General features: G+C 37.4%; 19 protein-coding genes. 4 read left to right on the top strand and 15 right to left on the bottom strand.

What is annotated here, in order from left to right; all coding sequences use genetic code 11:
* Positions 1–13: 13 nt before the first annotated feature.
* The 12 genes from flgL to ACFX4R_RS19000 all read right to left on the bottom strand — a co-directional run bounded on the left by flgL (position 14) and on the right by ACFX4R_RS19000 (position 10,352).
* A complete protein-coding gene (gene flgL, locus ACFX4R_RS19055; RefSeq protein ID WP_377570072.1) occupies positions 14–895 on the bottom strand; it encodes a flagellar hook-associated protein FlgL in 882 nt (293 codons plus the stop codon).
* Between the two features lie 2 nt (positions 896–897).
* The gene (flgK, locus tag ACFX4R_RS19050) at positions 898–2,421 is read right to left on the bottom strand and encodes a flagellar hook-associated protein FlgK (RefSeq protein ID WP_377570070.1); all 1,524 of its coding nucleotides are present in this window, start codon (positions 2,419–2,421) and stop codon (positions 898–900) included.
* Between the two features lie 18 nt (positions 2,422–2,439).
* Positions 2,440–2,901 (bottom strand): flagellar protein FlgN, encoded by a 462-nt coding sequence (locus tag ACFX4R_RS19045; protein WP_377570125.1) that lies wholly within the window; start codon positions 2,899–2,901, stop codon positions 2,440–2,442.
* Positions 2,902–2,922: 21 nt separating this feature from the next.
* Positions 2,923–3,177: a flagellar biosynthesis anti-sigma factor FlgM gene (gene flgM / locus ACFX4R_RS19040; protein WP_014457790.1), complete on the bottom strand. Its 255-nt coding sequence runs from the start codon at positions 3,175–3,177 to the stop codon at positions 2,923–2,925.
* Between the two features lie 159 nt (positions 3,178–3,336).
* Positions 3,337–3,750: a TIGR03826 family flagellar region protein gene (locus ACFX4R_RS19035; RefSeq protein WP_162215092.1), complete on the bottom strand. Its 414-nt coding sequence runs from the start codon at positions 3,748–3,750 to the stop codon at positions 3,337–3,339.
* A gap of 61 nt (positions 3,751–3,811) precedes the next feature.
* A complete protein-coding gene (locus ACFX4R_RS19030; protein ID WP_035335757.1) occupies positions 3,812–4,309 on the bottom strand; it encodes a ComF family protein in 498 nt (165 codons plus the stop codon).
* Positions 4,310–4,500: 191 nt separating this feature from the next.
* Positions 4,501–5,991 (bottom strand): ATP-dependent helicase ComFA, encoded by a 1,491-nt coding sequence (locus ACFX4R_RS19025; RefSeq protein ID WP_162215093.1) that lies wholly within the window; start codon positions 5,989–5,991, stop codon positions 4,501–4,503.
* Between the two features lie 97 nt (positions 5,992–6,088).
* Entirely contained in the window at positions 6,089–6,934 is an 846-nt protein-coding gene (locus ACFX4R_RS19020; RefSeq protein WP_043977440.1) for a DegV family protein, read from the bottom strand.
* Positions 6,935–7,040: 106 nt separating this feature from the next.
* Positions 7,041–7,478, bottom strand: coding sequence for a YaaR family protein (locus ACFX4R_RS19015; protein ID WP_043977443.1), 438 nt, complete (start codon positions 7,476–7,478; stop codon positions 7,041–7,043).
* A gap of 110 nt (positions 7,479–7,588) precedes the next feature.
* Positions 7,589–8,020, bottom strand: a complete 432-nt coding sequence (gene fliS, locus ACFX4R_RS19010; RefSeq protein ID WP_237075099.1) for a flagellar export chaperone FliS — start codon at positions 8,018–8,020, stop codon at positions 7,589–7,591.
* A 422-nt stretch (positions 8,021–8,442) separates the two neighbouring features.
* Complete coding sequence (locus tag ACFX4R_RS19005; protein ID WP_013059772.1) at positions 8,443–9,126, bottom strand: response regulator; 684 nt, start codon at positions 9,124–9,126, stop codon at positions 8,443–8,445.
* 77 nt (positions 9,127–9,203) lie between these two features.
* On the bottom strand, positions 9,204–10,352 hold the full coding sequence (locus tag ACFX4R_RS19000; protein WP_013059773.1) for a sensor histidine kinase: 1,149 nt from the start codon (positions 10,350–10,352) through the stop codon (positions 9,204–9,206).
* A gap of 439 nt (positions 10,353–10,791) precedes the next feature.
* On the opposite strand from ACFX4R_RS19000, the gene ACFX4R_RS18995 reads away from it, so the two are divergent.
* Positions 10,792–11,427: a YigZ family protein gene (locus ACFX4R_RS18995; protein WP_043977446.1), complete on the top strand. Its 636-nt coding sequence runs from the start codon at positions 10,792–10,794 to the stop codon at positions 11,425–11,427.
* A gap of 195 nt (positions 11,428–11,622) precedes the next feature.
* Complete coding sequence (locus ACFX4R_RS18990) at positions 11,623–12,621, top strand: LCP family protein (protein WP_013059775.1); 999 nt, start codon at positions 11,623–11,625, stop codon at positions 12,619–12,621.
* A gap of 38 nt (positions 12,622–12,659) precedes the next feature.
* Here the strand turns inward: ACFX4R_RS18990 and ACFX4R_RS18985 are convergent, their stop codons facing one another.
* A complete protein-coding gene (locus ACFX4R_RS18985) occupies positions 12,660–13,712 on the bottom strand; it encodes a glycosyltransferase family 4 protein (protein ID WP_013059776.1) in 1,053 nt (350 codons plus the stop codon).
* Positions 13,713–14,341: 629 nt separating this feature from the next.
* Between ACFX4R_RS18985 and ACFX4R_RS18980 the strand changes: the two genes are divergently transcribed.
* Both ACFX4R_RS18980 and ACFX4R_RS18975 read left to right on the top strand, forming a co-directional pair.
* Positions 14,342–14,875, top strand: coding sequence for an NfeD family membrane protein (locus ACFX4R_RS18980; protein WP_013085444.1), 534 nt, complete (start codon positions 14,342–14,344; stop codon positions 14,873–14,875).
* 20 nt (positions 14,876–14,895) lie between these two features.
* Positions 14,896–16,425 carry a flotillin lipid rafts scaffold protein FloT gene (locus tag ACFX4R_RS18975; protein WP_013085445.1) on the top strand — a complete coding sequence of 510 codons (1,530 nt, stop codon included), beginning with the start codon at positions 14,896–14,898 and terminating at the stop codon, positions 16,423–16,425.
* Between the two features lie 36 nt (positions 16,426–16,461).
* On the opposite strand, the gene ACFX4R_RS18970 is transcribed toward ACFX4R_RS18975, so the two are convergent.
* Positions 16,462–17,169, bottom strand: coding sequence for a WecB/TagA/CpsF family glycosyltransferase (locus ACFX4R_RS18970; protein WP_013059779.1), 708 nt, complete (start codon positions 17,167–17,169; stop codon positions 16,462–16,464).
* A gap of 66 nt (positions 17,170–17,235) precedes the next feature.
* Positions 17,236–18,519: a nucleotide sugar dehydrogenase gene (locus ACFX4R_RS18965; RefSeq protein ID WP_013059780.1), complete on the bottom strand. Its 1,284-nt coding sequence runs from the start codon at positions 18,517–18,519 to the stop codon at positions 17,236–17,238.
* Positions 18,520–18,675: the final 156 nt, after the last annotated feature.

The raw sequence follows: 18,675 nt of genomic DNA, 5'->3' as shown, positions 1-18,675 counted from the left end.
TAGAAGGAACTTTTTAACGCAAGAAATCTAGCAGCGTAGGCTGAATAATTTGAGCTCCTACTCCCAAAGCAGCACGATGCACGCTTTCTTGTACGGTTAAATCCGTAATGACTTTTTCAATATCTGCATCTTCATTATTTGAAAGCATCTTAGTAGCCGTAATTTCCTGTGAATCAAGGCGGTTTTCGATCAGCTCAAGCCGATTGCTCCTTGCTCCCAATTCAGATCGCTCCGCTAATAGCGTAGACAGCTGCGTGTCTACCTGTGTAGAGAGATCTTTTAGTGAGTTTACATCGTTTTGTTCAAAAGCTGTTTGAACATTCTTCATTAAGTCGAATGCTCCTTGTCCAAAAATGTTTTCAGGATGAATATTGACTCTCAGCTGGATACCTTTTGATACTTCAACTGAAAAAGGATCCAGGTTAATTTTCGATTCTATCATACCGCTTTCATTCTCACTTATAGGCGGTGCTCCTACATTTACACCGTTAAAGATATAGTTTCCTGCCACCTGCGTATTGCCCACTTGCATATAATCCAGCTTTAACTGTTCGATTTCACGTGCAATCGCTTGGCGGTCATCACTTTCATTCGTACCGTTTAACCCTTGCACGACCAGCTCCTTAGTGTGCTGAAGAATGGAATTGACTTGTTCAAGTCCTGATTCTGAACTATCAAACCAAGACTGTGCTTCTGTTAAATTACGTTTATATTGATTTACTTCAGAAAGATTCGAACGATAAGCCATTCCTTTAGTAGCCACTACCGGGTCATCAGAAGGACGAGTAATTTTCTTTCCAGTCGATAATTGGTTTTGAAGTGTTTCCAGCTTATTATAGCTATTGCTAATCTGTTTTAACGAATTAGCCGCTAACATTCCTTGTGTGACGCGCATCTTTACCTTCCTCCAGTTCCAAGACCGTTTACAATTTTATCAAGCATTTCATCAATCATAGTCACCATACGGGCACTAGCGTTATATGCATGCTGAAACTGAATCATATTGGTCATCTCTTCATCTAATGAAACTGCACTGGTAGACTGGCGCCTTTGCTCTACAGCTCCCTGAAGGGTTTCTGAATTACTTTTTAAGCGGTTGGCTTGTTGGGCATCTACTGACATTTGGCCAATAACAGATTGATAAAAGCCATCTAGGGAAACAGCTTGATTCCCGGAATTAATAAGCACCTTTTGACGAAATTGAGACAATAGCTGAGCATTTTTTCCATCTCCTTTGCGGCCAGTTCCATCATCCCCAGAGGAGGCCGAAGAAGCAGCAGCAATATTGTTTGTTTTTTGTTTAATTTTATCAGCAATAACAATTCCAGTTGCAGCCCCTTCTTTCTGAGAAATCTCATTAAAAAAGGACATACCAGGATCACCATCTAGCGTGACACCTTGTTGGTGCTTATCATTAAACCAATTTACAAATTCATATGCCATTTCATCTAAATCATCAATCATTGAAGCGTAAACACCTGTTTTATTACCACTATTATCTATATATCCAGAAGCCTCAATTAACCCTTTAAGTTTTCCTTGAGGAAATGACTCAGGGTTCCGTATCTGATCCCCTATATGAATTTCCGTCACATAGGAATCTTGATTTGTTTTCAAACTGATGGCATTTACTTGATGAGTTTTCCCATCTAAAAGAGTAATAGCCCCCTGAGACGTTTGAAGCTGAACCGTTACCACTCCTTCTGACGTTGCAGAAGCGTTCCCGCTGCTTTTTGTATACTCTAAAGAAACCGGCATAAATTTAGAAATCTCATCTAGCAGCCGATCTCTTTCATCATACAAATCATTAGGCAAATAGCCATTCGGTTCTACGCTTTGTATTTGTTGGTTCACATTACTTATTTGCTCTAACAAAGAATTCACTTGTGTTACCGCTACGTCACGCTCGTTTTGTAAATCACCTTGAACCGTTTTTAAAGAAGTAGATAAATAAGAGAAAGTATCGCCTACTGCTTCAGCTCGTTCAATCATAACAGACCTGGCTCCTGCTTCTGAAGGGTGTGAAGCTACATCTTGAATGGACTCAAAGAATTGATTAAAAACAGCTGAAAGTCCATCTTCAGTAGGTTCATTCATAATTTCCTCCATTTTTTCAAGAGCGCCAGCGCGCGCATCCCAATACCCCACTTTAATGGTTTCATCTCGATACTGGGTATCTAAAAATGTATCACGTATTCGCTCTACCGTGCTGGCTTCTACTCCCATTCCTATTTGGCCCGCAGTTCCAGTCTGATTCATCCCTGGGGCTGGATAAGCTGGGAACGTTTCTAAACTTACTCGCTGACGCGTATAGCCCGGCGTATTTGCATTAGATACATTATGGCCAATTGTGTAAAGAGCTGCTTGTTGGGCATCCATTCCTCGTTTAGCCACCTGCAAACCATGAAATGTTGAACTCATTCTGCTTTCCTCCGTTCTTTATGCCTTCGAATTAAAAATAGAGTTGGACTGAAACGATCTATTATTTGTTTTTGTGTAATTGAACGAATCCTCTCGTTTCGATGGAACAAGAAGGTCTAGTTCGGTATGAATCAGCTGCAAAGACTGTGTGAGCAGCTGATTGTTTAAGTCATTTGCATACTTTATATCTTGAATTATATCTATTAGCTGTTTTTGAAAGGGTATCAAGATGGAGTACTCAGAGAATGAGGCTGCCATTTCTTCAATGGAGTGAGCAGTATGTCCGCTTTTTTCCATCGCCTCTATACGTTTTGTTTCCAGTGCAGAAATAGCAGCTATATGAGATTGCTCTTTTTGCAAAGAAGCCGTCAATGCCTTTACATCTTGTTTAATAATAAAGTTCGTTTTCTCTTTAACAATAACAGACAAACTTTTGTGAAGCGTTACTTGTTTTTCTAGTATCGTTTGAATTTCTTGCACGTTCAATCAATGTCAGTCCTTTTATTTTTTATAGAAATCTACAATACTTTTAGCAATTTCTTTTCCGTTAATTTCGTATGTTCCGCTGTTAATTTGCTGTTTTAGTTTCTCCAATTTTTCAAGTCTTTCTGGAGATGGTTCATTTCCCTGAAGTTTCTTCGCCTCAGATGAAATATGAATCTGATCTTGTGGATTCTTTTTAGAGACCTGTTCTGTTTTTTCTGATTGTTTTTTGTACGGATTTATTCCAAATAAGTTCGACGGGTTAATCTTCATCTCTCTCACCTCTTTTTATATTTGTATCCGTTATCTCTATTCATTATATCGGAATTTCCGCCTAAACCTTTAGCATCGGCAAGGAAGTTGAGACCATTTTCACAGTCCACCTTAAACATAGGTCTATAGATAGAGAATCTGCAAACACTCCGCACACTTTTACTCTTTTTTCCTTTCGTTAGAACGATAGGTGGGACGCGTCGGCTCTTCATTTGAACGAATTATCTCACGATTATGCTTTTCTAACCCATGTTTAATTTCTTGAGAGCATGAATGACAGAGTTTACCTTCTCGAATCTGAGCGTTGCATTGCATGCATGGATAGCTTATGTTTGGAAAGTTCATTAGCACTAATCGACCTTGTCGAATAAATTGATGAATTAACGAATCTGAAACGCCCGTTTCTTTCATTACTTCGTAAGTCGTTGCTGTACGATTTGCTCTCTTCTTCAAGAATGAAGAAACACGTTGAAACAGAGCTTCTTCTTTGTCAAAACATGATTTACATATGTTTATTGATCCACTTTTTACAAATAAATGACCGCATTCCCTGCAATTATCTAACGTTCCCATATTCGAAACTCCTCATTTGTTTTTTATTTTACTATCGGTCAAAGTTTTAAATTATACATCTTCATGCACGAATTAAAGTGAGTGAACGAACTGAACGTGCCCCAGCTTCCTGCAAACAATTTGCCGCTTGGCGCACGGTTGCTCCTGTTGTATAAATATCATCAATCAAGAGAAATTCTTGATTCGTAACCATTGAGGAATTGACTACTTTAAATTCCAGTCTTTCTGCCAGCCGACTTCGCCTATTTTTCTTTGATTGCTTTGTTCCTGAACAGCGAACAAGAGGCATTTCTATGTTGTCACTGATCAGTTCAGCTAGCGCTAAAGATTGGTTAAACCCTCTCTCATATAATCTCTCGTCCGTTAAAGGTATAGGAACTAGTATAGCTTTTGGATTACATTCTTTTTTATAGAACTTATACCACTGCTCCTTGAATGCTTGGATAATTTCATAATCTCCTTGAAATTTAAAACGTTCTATTATGCTTTGCATAAAATCATTGTACGTATAAAGAGAACGGTTGAAAAAAGAAGCATCATTCCATTTCTGACAGTCCATACATGTGTCTAGCTCATAATGAGAAGAAGCGAGGTCTGCAAGAGAACGGCCGCATCCCCTGCAAATGCTACTGGTGATGATGGGACATTTTTGCAAGCAAACAGTGCAAATTCTGTCCGTTGAAGAAGGTTTTAACAATGACCTCCAATCGAAAGAAGAGACAAGAGGTTCAAAACAAATCAGGCATATTGTCATCGATCAACCAGCCCTTCCTTATAAGCTAGAGCATTCATATATTCAATATGCTCTTTTGCTTTTCGCATAGACAGAGACTGCCCATAATGAAAAAAGACCACGTCTCCCGTTGGAAATTGAGCACTCCTCCCCACTCTTCCTGAAATCTGAACAAGAGCACTTTCAGTAAAAATCGTTTCTTCTGCTCCCAATACTGCAACATCTATATTGGGAACCGTTATGCCTCGCTCTAATATTGTTGTCGTTACTAAAATAACGAGCTGCCCTTCTCTAAATTTCATTACTTTTTCTTTTCGCTGGGAATCTTCAGCATGGACACCGTCTACCTTTTCCGTCAGCTTCCTAATCATGTCTGTGATCGGAGCAATCCACTTAATTTGCGGGACGAAAATAAAGCATTGTTTTCCTTCATTTATTCTTTTTTTCAGCCATTTCTCAACATTAGCAGGCAAAGTATCTGTTTTCATTTTTTTCTTCCAATTGCCACACCATTCAAACCGAGGAACAGGAATAAGCATTCGATGATAGCGGGCTGGAATTTTGACTACTTGTTTTTTCCCTTGCTCAACGTCTTTTTTTAATGATTCATTTGGAGTCGCTGTTAAATAAATCTTTGATGCAGCGTGTTTAGCTGCTTTTGCAACAGCATAGTGCAGCATAGGCTCCGTCGAATACGGAAATGCATCTACTTCGTCAATAATCAACACATCGAATGCTTGATAATAATGCAGAAGTTGATGAGTGGTGGAAATAATAAGAGAGGATTCATGAAAACGGTCTTCGCTGCCTCCATACATAGCCAGCACAGACATATCTGGGAATGCCGATTGAATTCTTGGCTTTAACTCAATAACTACATCTGTTCTTGGAGTAGCAATACAGACTTTCTTTCCGCTGTTCAACGCTGCTTCAATACCTTTAAATAAAATTTCCGTTTTTCCTGCTCCGCAAACAGCCCAAATTAACAGCTCTTCATCTTTTTTTATAGCTTGAATGAGTTCATTTGAAGCAAGTTCTTGAGCTTTAGACAGCATCCCTTTCCAATTCATCACGCTGCTTTTTGGCAGAACATTACTTGTTGGTCCTTCCCAGTTTATAAAAGGTGTGCACTCACTTACTTTCCCCATCACAATACATGCTCGGCAATAGTAGCACTCCTGGTGACATCTACTGCATGGAAATGAAGCAAAATAAAAGGGGCTATCACTTCCACACCGGTTGCATTTATATCCATTTTCTTTCTGGGTAAGTGCTTTTTGATAGGAAATATATCCGTTTAGATAATGTTCATGAATGAGAGATAAAGGATAGGGAGTCTGAGTTAGTAGAAGCTGCTTTCCGCTTAGAGAGCGCTGAAGATCTAAAGAGTAGGGGTATGAAGGATTTAAAGGCGGAGTTCTCCACGTATCGATTTTTGAGAGAGGAAAAGCAGCTGGGCTAGGTACTTGAACGGGATTTAGCAATTCTTGTTTAACAGTAAAAAGCATATCTTCATTCCTTTCGATGTTTATCGTACACATCTATATACGCAAAAAAAGGTGCTTTTTCCTGCAAAAAAACCAAATCAAATGATTTGGTTTTCGATTACTTTTTATACCACCCTATACCGATGGCACCTTCACCTAAATGCGTGCCAATCACAGCGCCAAAATAAGAAAGACTCCATTCAATATGAGGATATTCTTGTTCTAAGTCTCGTTGAATTTCTTTTGCTTCACTTTCACGATTAGAATGAATAACTACAGCTTTCATAGGTACATTTTCTTTTGCATCCTCATCAAGAAGCTCCGTGATTCGTTTTAACGCTCGCTTACGCGTACGAATTTTTTCAAACGGAACAATTTTTTTAGATTCAAAATGTAGCACTGGCTTTACTTGAAGCAGACTGCCGATAATAGCCTGAGCAGCATTTAGGCGACCTCCACGCTGCAAGTGAGATAAATCATCTACCATAAAATACGCACGCATTGATAGTTTCATCTCTTCAAAACGCGCAATGATTTCGTCAGGATGTTTATTTAATTGAACCATCTCGGCTCCTTCAATCGCATAAAAGCCTTGAACCATACAGCTGATTTCTGAATCAAATACGTGCACGTCAAAGTCTTCTACCATGCTACCTGCCGTCAAAGCACCCTGATACGTTCCGCTAATTCCACTAGATAACGTAATAACGATAGCAGCATCGAATTGATCTCGTTTTAACTGTTCAAACAACTCTACAAATTCTCCGATAGCAGGCTGAGAAGTGGTTGGAAGATTTTTTGCTTCTTTAATTTTTTCAAAATATTGATCTGCAGTCATATCTACTTCTTCACGATATGTTTCTTCACCGAAAATAACGCTTAGCGGCACCATATGTATATGATAGTTTGATCGAATTTCCTCTGATATATAGGCGGTACTATCTGTAATAATTGCTGTTTTCATAAGATAGGGATCCATCCTTTGTTATATAAAATAATTTCACTCTATTCTACAACATTTAGGATTAAAATGCATGTAACGAGAGGTTTACCTATTAGTAAAAGCTCCCTTACGTATACATATTAATTAACAAACCTTGAATTTCTCCAACCCGCTTGAGTAAATTTAAACTGTCTTTTTCTTTTTGAAGGATATCATTTGTCAAGTCAACTAGTTTCGTATCCACTTCTTTCACTAACTTATATACTTTAGTCGTTCCTCTATGATTAAATCCTCTTTCTTCATGAAGTTCAAAGCCATTTTTAACGACTTCGTTCATAAACTGCTTCACAAGCGTCTTATATTTCCTCAAAGAATCAATAGTTTGACTTTTCACTAACTGCTTTCCCTGTTCTTCAACTTTATTTATCACTTGAGTTAAATGTTCATAGGTTAGTTCTTTTTGTTTCTTGGCCATTACTCCTGTAAATGAAACCGAACCACTTACTTCTTTTTCTCTAATGAGATTCATGGAAGAAGAAAGACTGTTAATTCGCTGTACCTCCACTATGTATCTCTCCTTTCTCTGTTAGTATACACTCCATTCAATTTAGACTTTTAGATGTGCTAGCTGAAAGTTTCGAGAGGCATCTGATGCGTGGATATGATGATTACCCTTTAGCTAATAGTGATGCTTATGTGCTGTTCATAAGAAGACAGCTTGTTTTTTCGGAGCGAAGAGGTAACTTTAGGCGTCGCTTTTAACACTTCATTCCAAGCGTTAGAAAGCTTCTTCATCATTTGTTGAACTTCATATAAAATAAACGTATCTTTTTTAAAATTAGCCATAATTAATCGCTCAGACATATAGTTGTACAGGGTATCTAACTGCTCTGCAATGATACCTGCTTGATATGTTAAGCCAATTCCTAGCCGATATAAAATATCGTTGCACTGTTTAATTTTTTCATTCGCTGTAAAATAATCGCTGTGTTGAATTGCTATAACAGCTTCATCAATATTTTGAATAAATTTTTCATACATCATAGCTGTTAGCTCTTGCGGAGATTTATGATAGATTAATTCTTCCGTTATACAATTCAGCTTCATCACCTTCTTGTCTTCTTTAAATCAGTTTTCTATTTATTTCACTAAAAGCTAACTTATAAATTTTTAAAGGACACCAGTTGAGGTTTGAATAAATTCTTCTAAGACCTCATATGTATCTGAATGTATTAAAGACCTTTTTTTACAAGAGCATGCATCAACTTGATGGACATTATTTTGAGGTATGAATGCTTTCGTCGAAGGTTGTAGAATCCTTAAGATTTCCTTTATGCTTAAGCGAAGTTAAAGGACGAGTAAATGTGTAAAGGTATCACCCTTTTCCTTCCTAAAAGATATTTTCTCCCCTTAACTTATCGGTTGTTTTACTCTCTCATTAAACATGACTTTTTACCTACAATTTCAAAAAAATTTATAAAAAGAAAAAAAAAGTCCGATATACCTAGTTGTATATCGGACTTTTGAACTTATCTTACTTCTACCCAACCGTTTTTGATTGCCACAACAACAGCTTGAGTACGATCATTTACATTCATTTTTTGCAAAATATTACTCACATGGTTTTTAACGGTTTTTTCACTAATATATAATGCTTCTCCGATTCCTCGGTTACTTTTACCATCAGCTAACAGTTGTAGCACTTCGCACTCACGACGTGTTAACAAATGTAGTGGACGGCGAATCTCAATTGGTTCGTGCGGATAAGAAGACGATTGTCCTTGAGCTGCTAGTCGACGGTACTCTTTTACTAAACTATGCGTTACTTTCGGGTGTAAATATGAACCACCTTCTGCAACTACTTTCACCGCCTCAATTAACGCATCTGCATCCATTTCTTTTAGCAGATAGCCTCGTGCACCTGTTTGTAAGGCGTGAGTTACATATGTCTCATCATCATGGATAGATAAGATAATAACTTTAGCATCCGGATTTACTTCTACAAGCTTTTTCGTAGCTTCTACACCATTTACAGCCGGCATGTTAATATCCATGATTACAACATCAGGTTGATGTTCTTCTACAAGGTCAATAACTTCGCTACCGTCGTCACCTTCTGCAACTACTTCAAAATCTTTTTCGAAATCTAAAATTCTTTTTACTCCTTCACGGAATAATTGGTGATCGTCGATTATGATAATTCTTGTCTGCATGTTTGATTCCTCCCCAAATCGAACAACAAATGTTTTACTCTATATTGACCCCTATTTATATACATATCTCTGCCTTTTTAAGCGGCTATAATCGGTACTTTAATCATAACAAGCGTGCCTTGGTTAATTTTCGAATGAACAGAAATAGTCCCATCTAACAAATCAACACGCTCTTTCATTCCTATTAAGCCGAACGAATTCTCTTTTTTCTCTTCTTGATTAAAACCGCAGCCGTCATCTTTGACAAGCAAAATAGCGTGTTCATTGTTGAACTCTATCTTCACTTGGATTTCCGTCGCGTCTGCATGTTTTAATGCGTTCGTTACAGCTTCTTGCACTAGACGAAACAGTGCTACTTCTAATTTTGAAGCAGTTCGCTTCTCTTGTCCAATGGAAATAAACGTAATCCGAGGCTTGCCCTCGTTATAATCTTCGATTGTATCAAGATATTTACGCAGCGTCGGAATTAGACCTAAGTCGTCAAGTGCCATCGGTCTTAAATCATATATAATTCGACGCACTTCGTATAGGGCAGAACGAACCATTTTTCGTAAATCTCGAATTTCCTCCATTGCTTCTTTTGCACTACGTTCCCGGTAAATTCGGTCAATTAATTCCGATCTCATCATAACATTTGCAAGCATTTGAGCTGGGCCGTCATGAATCTCTCTTGACAAACGTTTCCGTTCCTCTTCCTGAGCTTCAATAATCCGAAAGCCAAAATACTCTTTTTGAATGGCATCTTCTACTATTTCCCCTACTTGTTTTAAATCACTTGTTAAATAATTTAACACAACGGAAATTTGACCTACTAGGTGATCTGCACGTTTAATCGTTTCTTCTAATGTAAGCAAGCGTCTTTCTAGTTCATCTCGACGATTACGCAGCTGATATTCGCTTTGCTGATTCATCAGCAGCTTGGTTTGTAATTCGTGTGCTTTTTCATAAGCGTCTTTTACTTCAGGCTCTGAATAAATTTGAAAATGTCGGCTCACATCAGACAAACGCTTTCGAGCCAACCTTGCCTGAGTTTCCAATTTATCGCCTTGCTCTATCGTCTCAAGAACTTTCCCTTTTAACACTTCTAACTCTTCTTTTATTTGCTGATATTCTTGTCTGGCATCTTCAGAAAGACGATAGACTTCATTTTTACTATCTCCCACTGTGCCAATAATCTTCTCAAAAATTTCATCAAGTGCCTTACTTGTTAATTTATGTTTCGACATTTACTCACCCCAAACTATACTCACATTCGGAGAAATGTCTATACGTTCATGCTATATATAGTATTCGTATGACCTATCTGAATTGTGAGGATAAGATCCATATTTTCTCCCTATCTGACTTTTTATATCCAAAAAGTAACGGTTGTTTTTAGTACCCTCAAACTCGACATCAATCGACGCTTGACTCGCGTTATTTGAATAGATTACCATTTACGCTCACTCTTCAACAGTGACTAACTGCCTGTTTAAACCATTTCATTATTTAGCTATACAAGCCTGCACACTCTTTTATTATAACGTATATTCTGTATAGCTTGTTCAAGTGATGTTGAATTTGATTAATTGATGTCTTTTCATAAACATTTTATACTAATAGCAAGTAAACAGTACGTAAATACCCGTTTTTCTTCTATTTATAACGCTAAGGAGGATTTTTTGATTGTTATCACAATATTATACCGTAAAACAAGAAGGTTCACATGAAATCACTATTCAAAAATCTAGATTCATTTGTCATATGAAACGTGTAACAACTGAGGAAGAAGCTCAGCAATTTATTCAAGACATTAAAAAACAGCACTGGAACGCTACTCATAACTGTTCAGCTTACCTAATTGGAGAACGAGATCAATTTCAAAAAGCAAACGATGATGGAGAACCAAGTGGAACAGCAGGCGTACCAATGTTAGAAGTGCTTAAAAAAAGAGGCTTAAAAGATACGGTGGTCGTCGTTACGCGCTATTTCGGAGGCATTAAATTGGGCGCAGGTGGCTTGGTGCGCGCATATGGGAAATCTGTTTCCGAAGCGTTAAATGAACTAGGTACAGTCAAACGAACTCTCATGGCAGTTATGCACACAACCATCGACTATACATGGCTTGGAAAATTAGAAAATGAGCTTCGCAGTTCCGTTTATCTATTAAAAGAAATCCACTACGCAGATATGGTAGAGATTGAAACATTTGTAGAGGAAGCTCAAACAGAAGCATTTACTGAATGGATGACCGAGCTAACAAACGGCCAAGCAGATATTCGAGCAGGTGAGACGACCTATTTAGAACAAGATGTAGAATGAATTATTTACTCTTATTAAAAAACATTGTACAATTGATAAATAGCGCAACTATTCTGATGGTTGCGCTACTTGTCAATGAGTAAAAACCTCGTACAGATGCATAGCTTTGACGAGTTTGATTCATACATTCCAATTTATAACACATACTAAGTGTCACAATAAGTGTTCGAATATACGAATAAAAGGAGAAACCGTATGGCTCAATATAGACGTTTTCAAAAAAGAGTAAACAAACGGAAAAGAAAACGAAGGCTTTTTACATTTTTTCTGTTACCTATCCTTATTTTAGGGCTTTCTGCAACCGCTTATGGCTCTTATTTGTTTGTTAAAGCTAAAACAGTAGCTTCTGATTCTTATGAAGGACTCGGAGATCGCGATAACTCTCCTATGCGTGATCGTAAAATCGATCCCAAAAAAGATGATATATCCATTTTATTTATGGGCGTAGATGATAGTGAAACCAGGAAATTCGGAAAATCAGCCCGTACGGATGCTTTAATTTTGGCGACCTTTAACGAAACCAATAAAACCGTAAAGCTTGTAAGCATACCTCGAGATTCGCGGGTTTATATACCTGAAGTGAACAGAAAAGATAAAATTACTCATGCGCATGCTTACGGAGGTCCAAAAGCAACTGTAGAAACGGTAGAACAGCTGTTTAATGTCCCTGTTGATTACTATGTTAAAGTGAATTTTAAAGCTTTCACAGACATTGTAGACTCACTTGGGGGAATCGATTTTGATGTACCTTATGCGATGAGTGAAAAGGACTCAAAAGATCGTCATAATGCTATTGTCTTAAAACCAGGAAATCAACATTTAAATGGCGAAGAAGCGTTAGCTGTTGCTCGAACACGAAAACAAGACAACGATATTGAGCGAGGAAAAAGACAACAGCAGTTGATTGAAGCTATGATTAAAAAAGCTGCTTCCATTGGATCACTAAATAAATATGGAAATCTTATCGAAGCTGTTGGCGATAATATGAAAACGAATTTAATGTTCGGTGAAATGCTTTCGTTTTATGATTATGCTTCGAAAAAAGTAGACATCGAAACCATTAACTTAGACGGCAGCGATGAAAAAATTAACGGCGTGTACTACTTTAAACTAGACAATGATTCAGTGGAAAAAGTAAGTGAAAAGCTCCGCAAGCATTTAGGCATTGAATCAACTTCAGATACAACAGAATAATTAAAAAGACCTCTTGGATATCCAAGAGGTCTTTTTAATTAATTTTTTAAACGAAGTCCACGAACCATGTTGAGAATTGGCCTATATGTCTTATCAACTAGTCCTATTTTTTCAACGATAATTTCAATCGCTACAAGGAGGATAGCTAGTACAAGAAAAGACCCCCACATTGTTTGTACCTTTGAGAAGATAACTGCCGCTAAACCAAATATCGCACTCATTCCATAAATAATTAAAACCGTTTGTCTATGGCTGTACCCTAAGCGCAACAAGCAATGATGCAAATGAGATTTATCAGGAGCCGATAGCGGTTGATTTTTTACGATTCGGCGAATAATAGCAAAGAACGTATCTGAAATTGGTACCCCTAAAATAATAACTGGAACAATGAAGGAAATAACCGCTACATTTTTAAATCCTAACAGAGACAATACAGAAATCATATAGCCTAAAAATAGTGCTCCTGTATCACCCATAAAAATCTTAGCGGGGTGAAAGTTGTAAAATAAAAATCCGAGCGTACTTCCCAATACGATGAAACCCATGCTTGTCACAAACACATTGCCCATCATAATAGCCATACCCGAGATGGTAATCAATACAATAGAGGAAACGCCGGCAGCTAATCCATCCAATCCATCAATTAAATTAATAGCATTGGTAATTCCTACAATCCATAATACCGTAATTGGAATACTTAACATTCCGAATTCTAATTTTCCGCCAAACGGCAAGTTAATGAAGTCAATTTGGACTCCACCGTATACAACAACAATTAATGTCGCTACTAGCTGACCGCCTAATTTGATTTTAGCGGATAGCTCAATCATATCATCTAAGACACCGGTAATGATGATAATGATGCTTCCGATTAAAATCGGCAGCGCATATTTACTGTCAGGCTGTAAAACGAGGTATCCAATAAGAAAACTAAAAAATATCGCCAAGCCTCCAAGGCGAGGCATAATTTTTTGATGAACTTTTCGTTGATTTGGTTTATCTGTTGCACCTATTTTAAACGCCAGCTTCTTAACCAGCGGAGTGATCAGAATAGATGTAATAAAACAAATAAACAAGGTCAAATATAGCATGGAGACCCTCCTCAGGTTTATGTTAACCAAAACCATAAAAAATGTATCCAACTTTATATAATTGGATAGTATTTCAAATTGCGTATAACAATAATTACTTACTTATTCCCAAAATGGATTATATCACAATGATTCTACTACTTAAATAGAAATTTATTCTCAAAAATTAGCACATTTACAAACTATCAATAGAAAAGAACTGTATTTTTTGGTGTATAAACAGCTGATTTACTTTATTCTTATGTGGTTATTTTATGTAGAACATTTTCTTTACTATACTTTATTAAAATATAAGCGAACTCCCCCCTTTTCGTCTAATTTATTCGTCATCTCTAACTCTTTTTCCTTTTTATTAAGCATATTTAAACCTTTATTTTTATTTCACATGGCCCCACTCATTATATGAACAAACTTTTGACCTATGCATATCCACTATTTCAAACCACATTCACTGAATCGTTGTCCTTATCTTATATCATTTAAAAGTTAAAATATAGTGAAATGGATAGAGATAAAATTAAACAAAAAAAGGAATTTTATCAAAAAAATGAAACTTTTTTTGATGGGGTTCGTAATACATAGTAGGAACAGCATCAATCATCTTACATAAAGGGGGTGTTGAATGAACTATGTTCGGTCTATCTGTTCAAACAGTGTATTTGTATGGATTAATTATCTGCGGAAGTCTCACCTTCTTATACATTTTATTTAGCGATTTGTTAGATGGATTATCTGAAGCGATACCTTTTTTTAACCCCACTCTTCTTTTTTCTTTTTTAACATTCTTTAGTGCCAGTGGATATTTGTTCGCCTATACGTCATTGCAAAATTATTGGATTATTTCGATTTCCGCTCTTATTGCCCTTCTCCTCGTTATTTTGCTCAACGTTTTTGTATTGATTCCTTTATCATCGGCTGAAGAATCTCTTGCTTTTACTGAAGATTCGTTAAAAGGAAGACTTGGTACCATTATTACTTCCGTTCCTGCAGATGGTTATGGAGAAGTATTTATCGAAGGGGTTAGCGGCACTATCTCTAAACCCGCTGCCAGCTTTAAAAACACTGCTATACCTTTAGGCAGCAAAGTGCTTGTTGTAGATATACAAAGGGGCAACGCACTCGTTGTGATTTATGAAGAAGTTATGACCAATCACTCATTATAAATAGTATTAGGGGGAGTTTTATGTTTTCAACACCTATATTAGTTGTCGTTGGAATTGTTGTTTTTTTATTAATTGCGCTGATTGCCGTATTTATTACAAAATACCGTACAGCAGGTCCAGATGAAGCGTTAATTGTAACAGGAAGCTATCTGGGAAATAAAAACGTGCATGTCGATGAATCCGGAAACCGCATTAAAATTGTTCGCGGAGGGGGTACGTTTGTGCTGCCAGTTTTTCAGCAGGCTGAGCCTCTGAGCTTGCTGTCAAGCAAACTGGAAGTATCTACACCTGAAGTATATACAGAACAAGGTGTTCCTGTTATGGCTGATGGGGTATCAATCATCAAAATTGGAGGTTCTATTTCAGAAATTGCAACGGCCGCTGAGCAGTTTTTAGGCAAAGCAAAAGAAGATCGCGAAACCGAAGCTAGAGAAGTCTTAGAAGGTCACCTTCGCTCGATTCTTGGTTCTATGACGGTAGAAGAAATTTATAAAAACCGTGAAAAATTCTCTCAAGAAGTACAGCGCGTAGCTTCACAAGATTTGGCTAAAATGGGATTAATTATTGTATCGTTTACAATTAAAGACGTTCGGGATAAGAACGGCTATCTAGAATCTCTAGGGAAACCTCGTATTGCTCAAGTTAAGCGAGATGCTGACATTGCAACAGCGGAAGCTGAAAAAGAAACAAGAATCAAGCGTGCTGAGGCTCATAAAGATGCCCAAAAAGCGGAGCTTGAGCGAAATACAGAAATCGCGGAAGCTGAAAAAATGAATCAGTTAAAAACCGCTGAATATCGTCGCGAACAAGATATTGCCAAAGCTCGTGCTGACCAAGCATATGATCTAGAAACAGCTCGCGCGAAACAAGATGTAACAGAACAAGAAATGCAAATCCGCATCATTGAACGTCAGAAACAAATTGAGTTAGAAGAAAAAGAAATTCTTCGTCGTGAGCGTCAATACGATTCTGAAGTAAAAAAGAAAGCAGATGCAGATCGTTACTCTGTTGAGCAATCCGCAGAAGCTGAAAAAGCAAAACAGCTTGCTGAAGCAGACGCCAACAAATATCGAATTGAAGCAATGGCTAAAGCTGAAGCTGAACGCGTTCGAATTGATGGTTTAGCAAAGGCTGAAGCTCAGCGTGCCCAAGGTGAATCTGAAGCTGAAATTATCCGCTTAAAAGGTTTAGCTGAAGCTGAAGCTAAACAAAAAGTAGCTGAAGCATTCGAGCAGTTCGGTCAAGCGGCTATTTTAGATATGATTATCAAGATGCTTCCTGAATATGCAAAACAAGTTGCAAGTCCTTTAGCAAATATCGACAAAATTACGGTTGTGGATACAGGTAGCAACGGTGAAAACAGCGGAGCTAATAAAGTGACTGGCTATGCAACAAACTTAATGTCTTCTCTTCAAGAATCGCTGAAAGCATCCTCAGGTATAGATGTGAAGGAATTGATTGAAAACTTTTCTGGAAAAGGAAATGTGCGACAAAGCTTGCACGAACTAACGGATGAAATCAAGCAGCAAAACAAGAAAGAAGATATCTAAAAATAAAAAGCATGCGGATTATATCCGCATGCTTTTTTAACCTCTTAACACTCGAAGAAGAAACCTAGGTAATTCTAACTGACGCTTCCATCTCCATGGTTCTTTTAACAGTCGATAAAGCCACTCTAAACCAAACTTTTGAAAAACAGCAGGTGCTCGGTTCAATCGTCCTGAAATAACATCGAACGAGCCCCCTACGCCTTGATAAACAGAAGGATTAAGTTTCTCTTTATGAGCAATAATCCAATTTTCTTGGGCTGGACTGCCTAAAGCCACAAAAACAATTTCTGCTCCTGAATCATTAATCGTACGTTCAATAACTTCTTCATTTTTTTCATAGCCATTTAATGTTCCAACAATTAAAATCCCTGGAAACATCTCTTCCAACTTAGCTTTGGCTTCATCTGCAATTCCAGGCTTGGCTCCGTATAAAAAAATTCTTTTACCGTTATTCGTTGCTTCTTTACACAGCTTCAGCATCATATCAATACCCGTTACACGCTCACGAATACGTCCCTTTTTGAGCTTTGAAGCTAAAATCACACCGATCCCATCTGGAATTTGATAAGTCGCTTGATTTAATAGTGACTTTAATTCCCTGTCTTCTTGTGCTTTCATAATTTTTTCAGGGTTGATTGCTACAATAAATGATTTTCGGCCTTTATCTATATCCTGAAGTAACTTTACCGCTAGCTCATCGTACGTGTCGCTACAAACGTCTATTCCTAAGATGTTTTCCTTCATTAAATCACCCGTATGTTGATTTTTTAGTTTTTTACAAACGAAAGACAGGCTGTTCAGCCCGTCTTTTTATAAAGTAGAAACTTTTGAATCACCAAGTAACACTACGTCAAAGCCTGCTGCTTTCCATTGATCACGCTGAATGCAGTTTTTCGTATCAAAAATAACTTTTGTACGCATGTGATTTTCAACAGCTGATGGAAGAAGCTCTTTGAACTCATTATGATCTGTTAAAATAAGAATCACATCCGCATGTGCAACAGCTTCATCCAAACTTTGCGTCTGACGTTCGATTTTATTCTCTTTGATATGAGGATCAAATGCTGTGTAATCAACGCCCAGTTTTTCTAAATGATGAAGTACATCCGTTGATGGACTTTCACGCATATCGTCAATATTTCCTTTAAAAGCTAAACCTAAAACAGCTACACGTCCATGTTGAATGCCCTTTTCATCTAGTAGGCTTTTCGTTTTCAATGCTGTATATTCAGGCATTGAATCATTTGTATGACGAGAAAGAGAAATAATTTTTGCTAGTTCTGGCTGAAGCTCCGTTAAGAACCAAGGGTCAACAGCAATACAGTGGCCGCCTACACCAGGACCTGGTAAATGAATGTTTACACGTGGATGATAGTTCGCTAACTTAATCGCTTCCCACGCATTCACACCAATTTTTTCACTGATTTTTGCCAGCTCATTTGCAAACGCAATGTTCACATCACGATATGTGTTTTCGATTACTTTCACCATTTCAGCTGTTGTAGCATCCGTTACGTGAATATTTCCTTTTACAAATGTTTTATAAAGCTCAACAGTCAAACGACTAGACTCTTCGTTAATACCACCGACAATACGGTCATTATTTACTAATTCCTCAAATACTTTTCCTGGAATAACGCGTTCAGGTGAATGAGAAACAAATAACTCACTGCCTAATTCTAAACCCGTTTCTTTTAGCACAGGTAGCATAACGTCTTCTACTGTACGCGGAGGAACTGTGGATTCTAAAATTACTAAATTTCCTTTACGAACGTAAGGAACAATCGATTTTGTCGCTTCTCGAACATAGTTCAAGTTTGCCGTTTTATCTTCATTAATTGGTGATGGTACAGCAATAATAAAAATATCCGCCTCTTCAGCTGTTGTGCCTACCGTGAAGTGGCCGTTGTCAACTGCTGATTCTAAACGTTCTTGTAAGCCGTTTTCTTCTATATGAAGTTGCTTATTTTTAATTAATTCTACTGCTTTTTCATTTACGTCGACACCATGTACATATAAGCCGTGATTGGCAAACATAACAGCTGTCGGTAAACCTATATATCCTAAACCAACTACACACAATTTCTTTGTCATTGCAGAAAATCTCCTTTATATGACATGCTTAATAAATAAAACCTATCTGATATTATATCGAAAAATGTCATTTCATGATAGCATTTATATAAAAACATGAAATAATTTCTTTTACTTATTATTATGTAACATTTTATGAGAATTCATCAATAAACG

Origin of the sequence: Priestia sp. YIM B13490, assembly GCF_042787735.1 — a bacterium.
In the GTDB taxonomy this organism is placed as follows: domain Bacteria; phylum Bacillota; class Bacilli; order Bacillales; family Bacillaceae_H; genus Priestia; species Priestia megaterium.
This window is presented reverse-complemented; position numbering and strand designations above follow the sequence as displayed.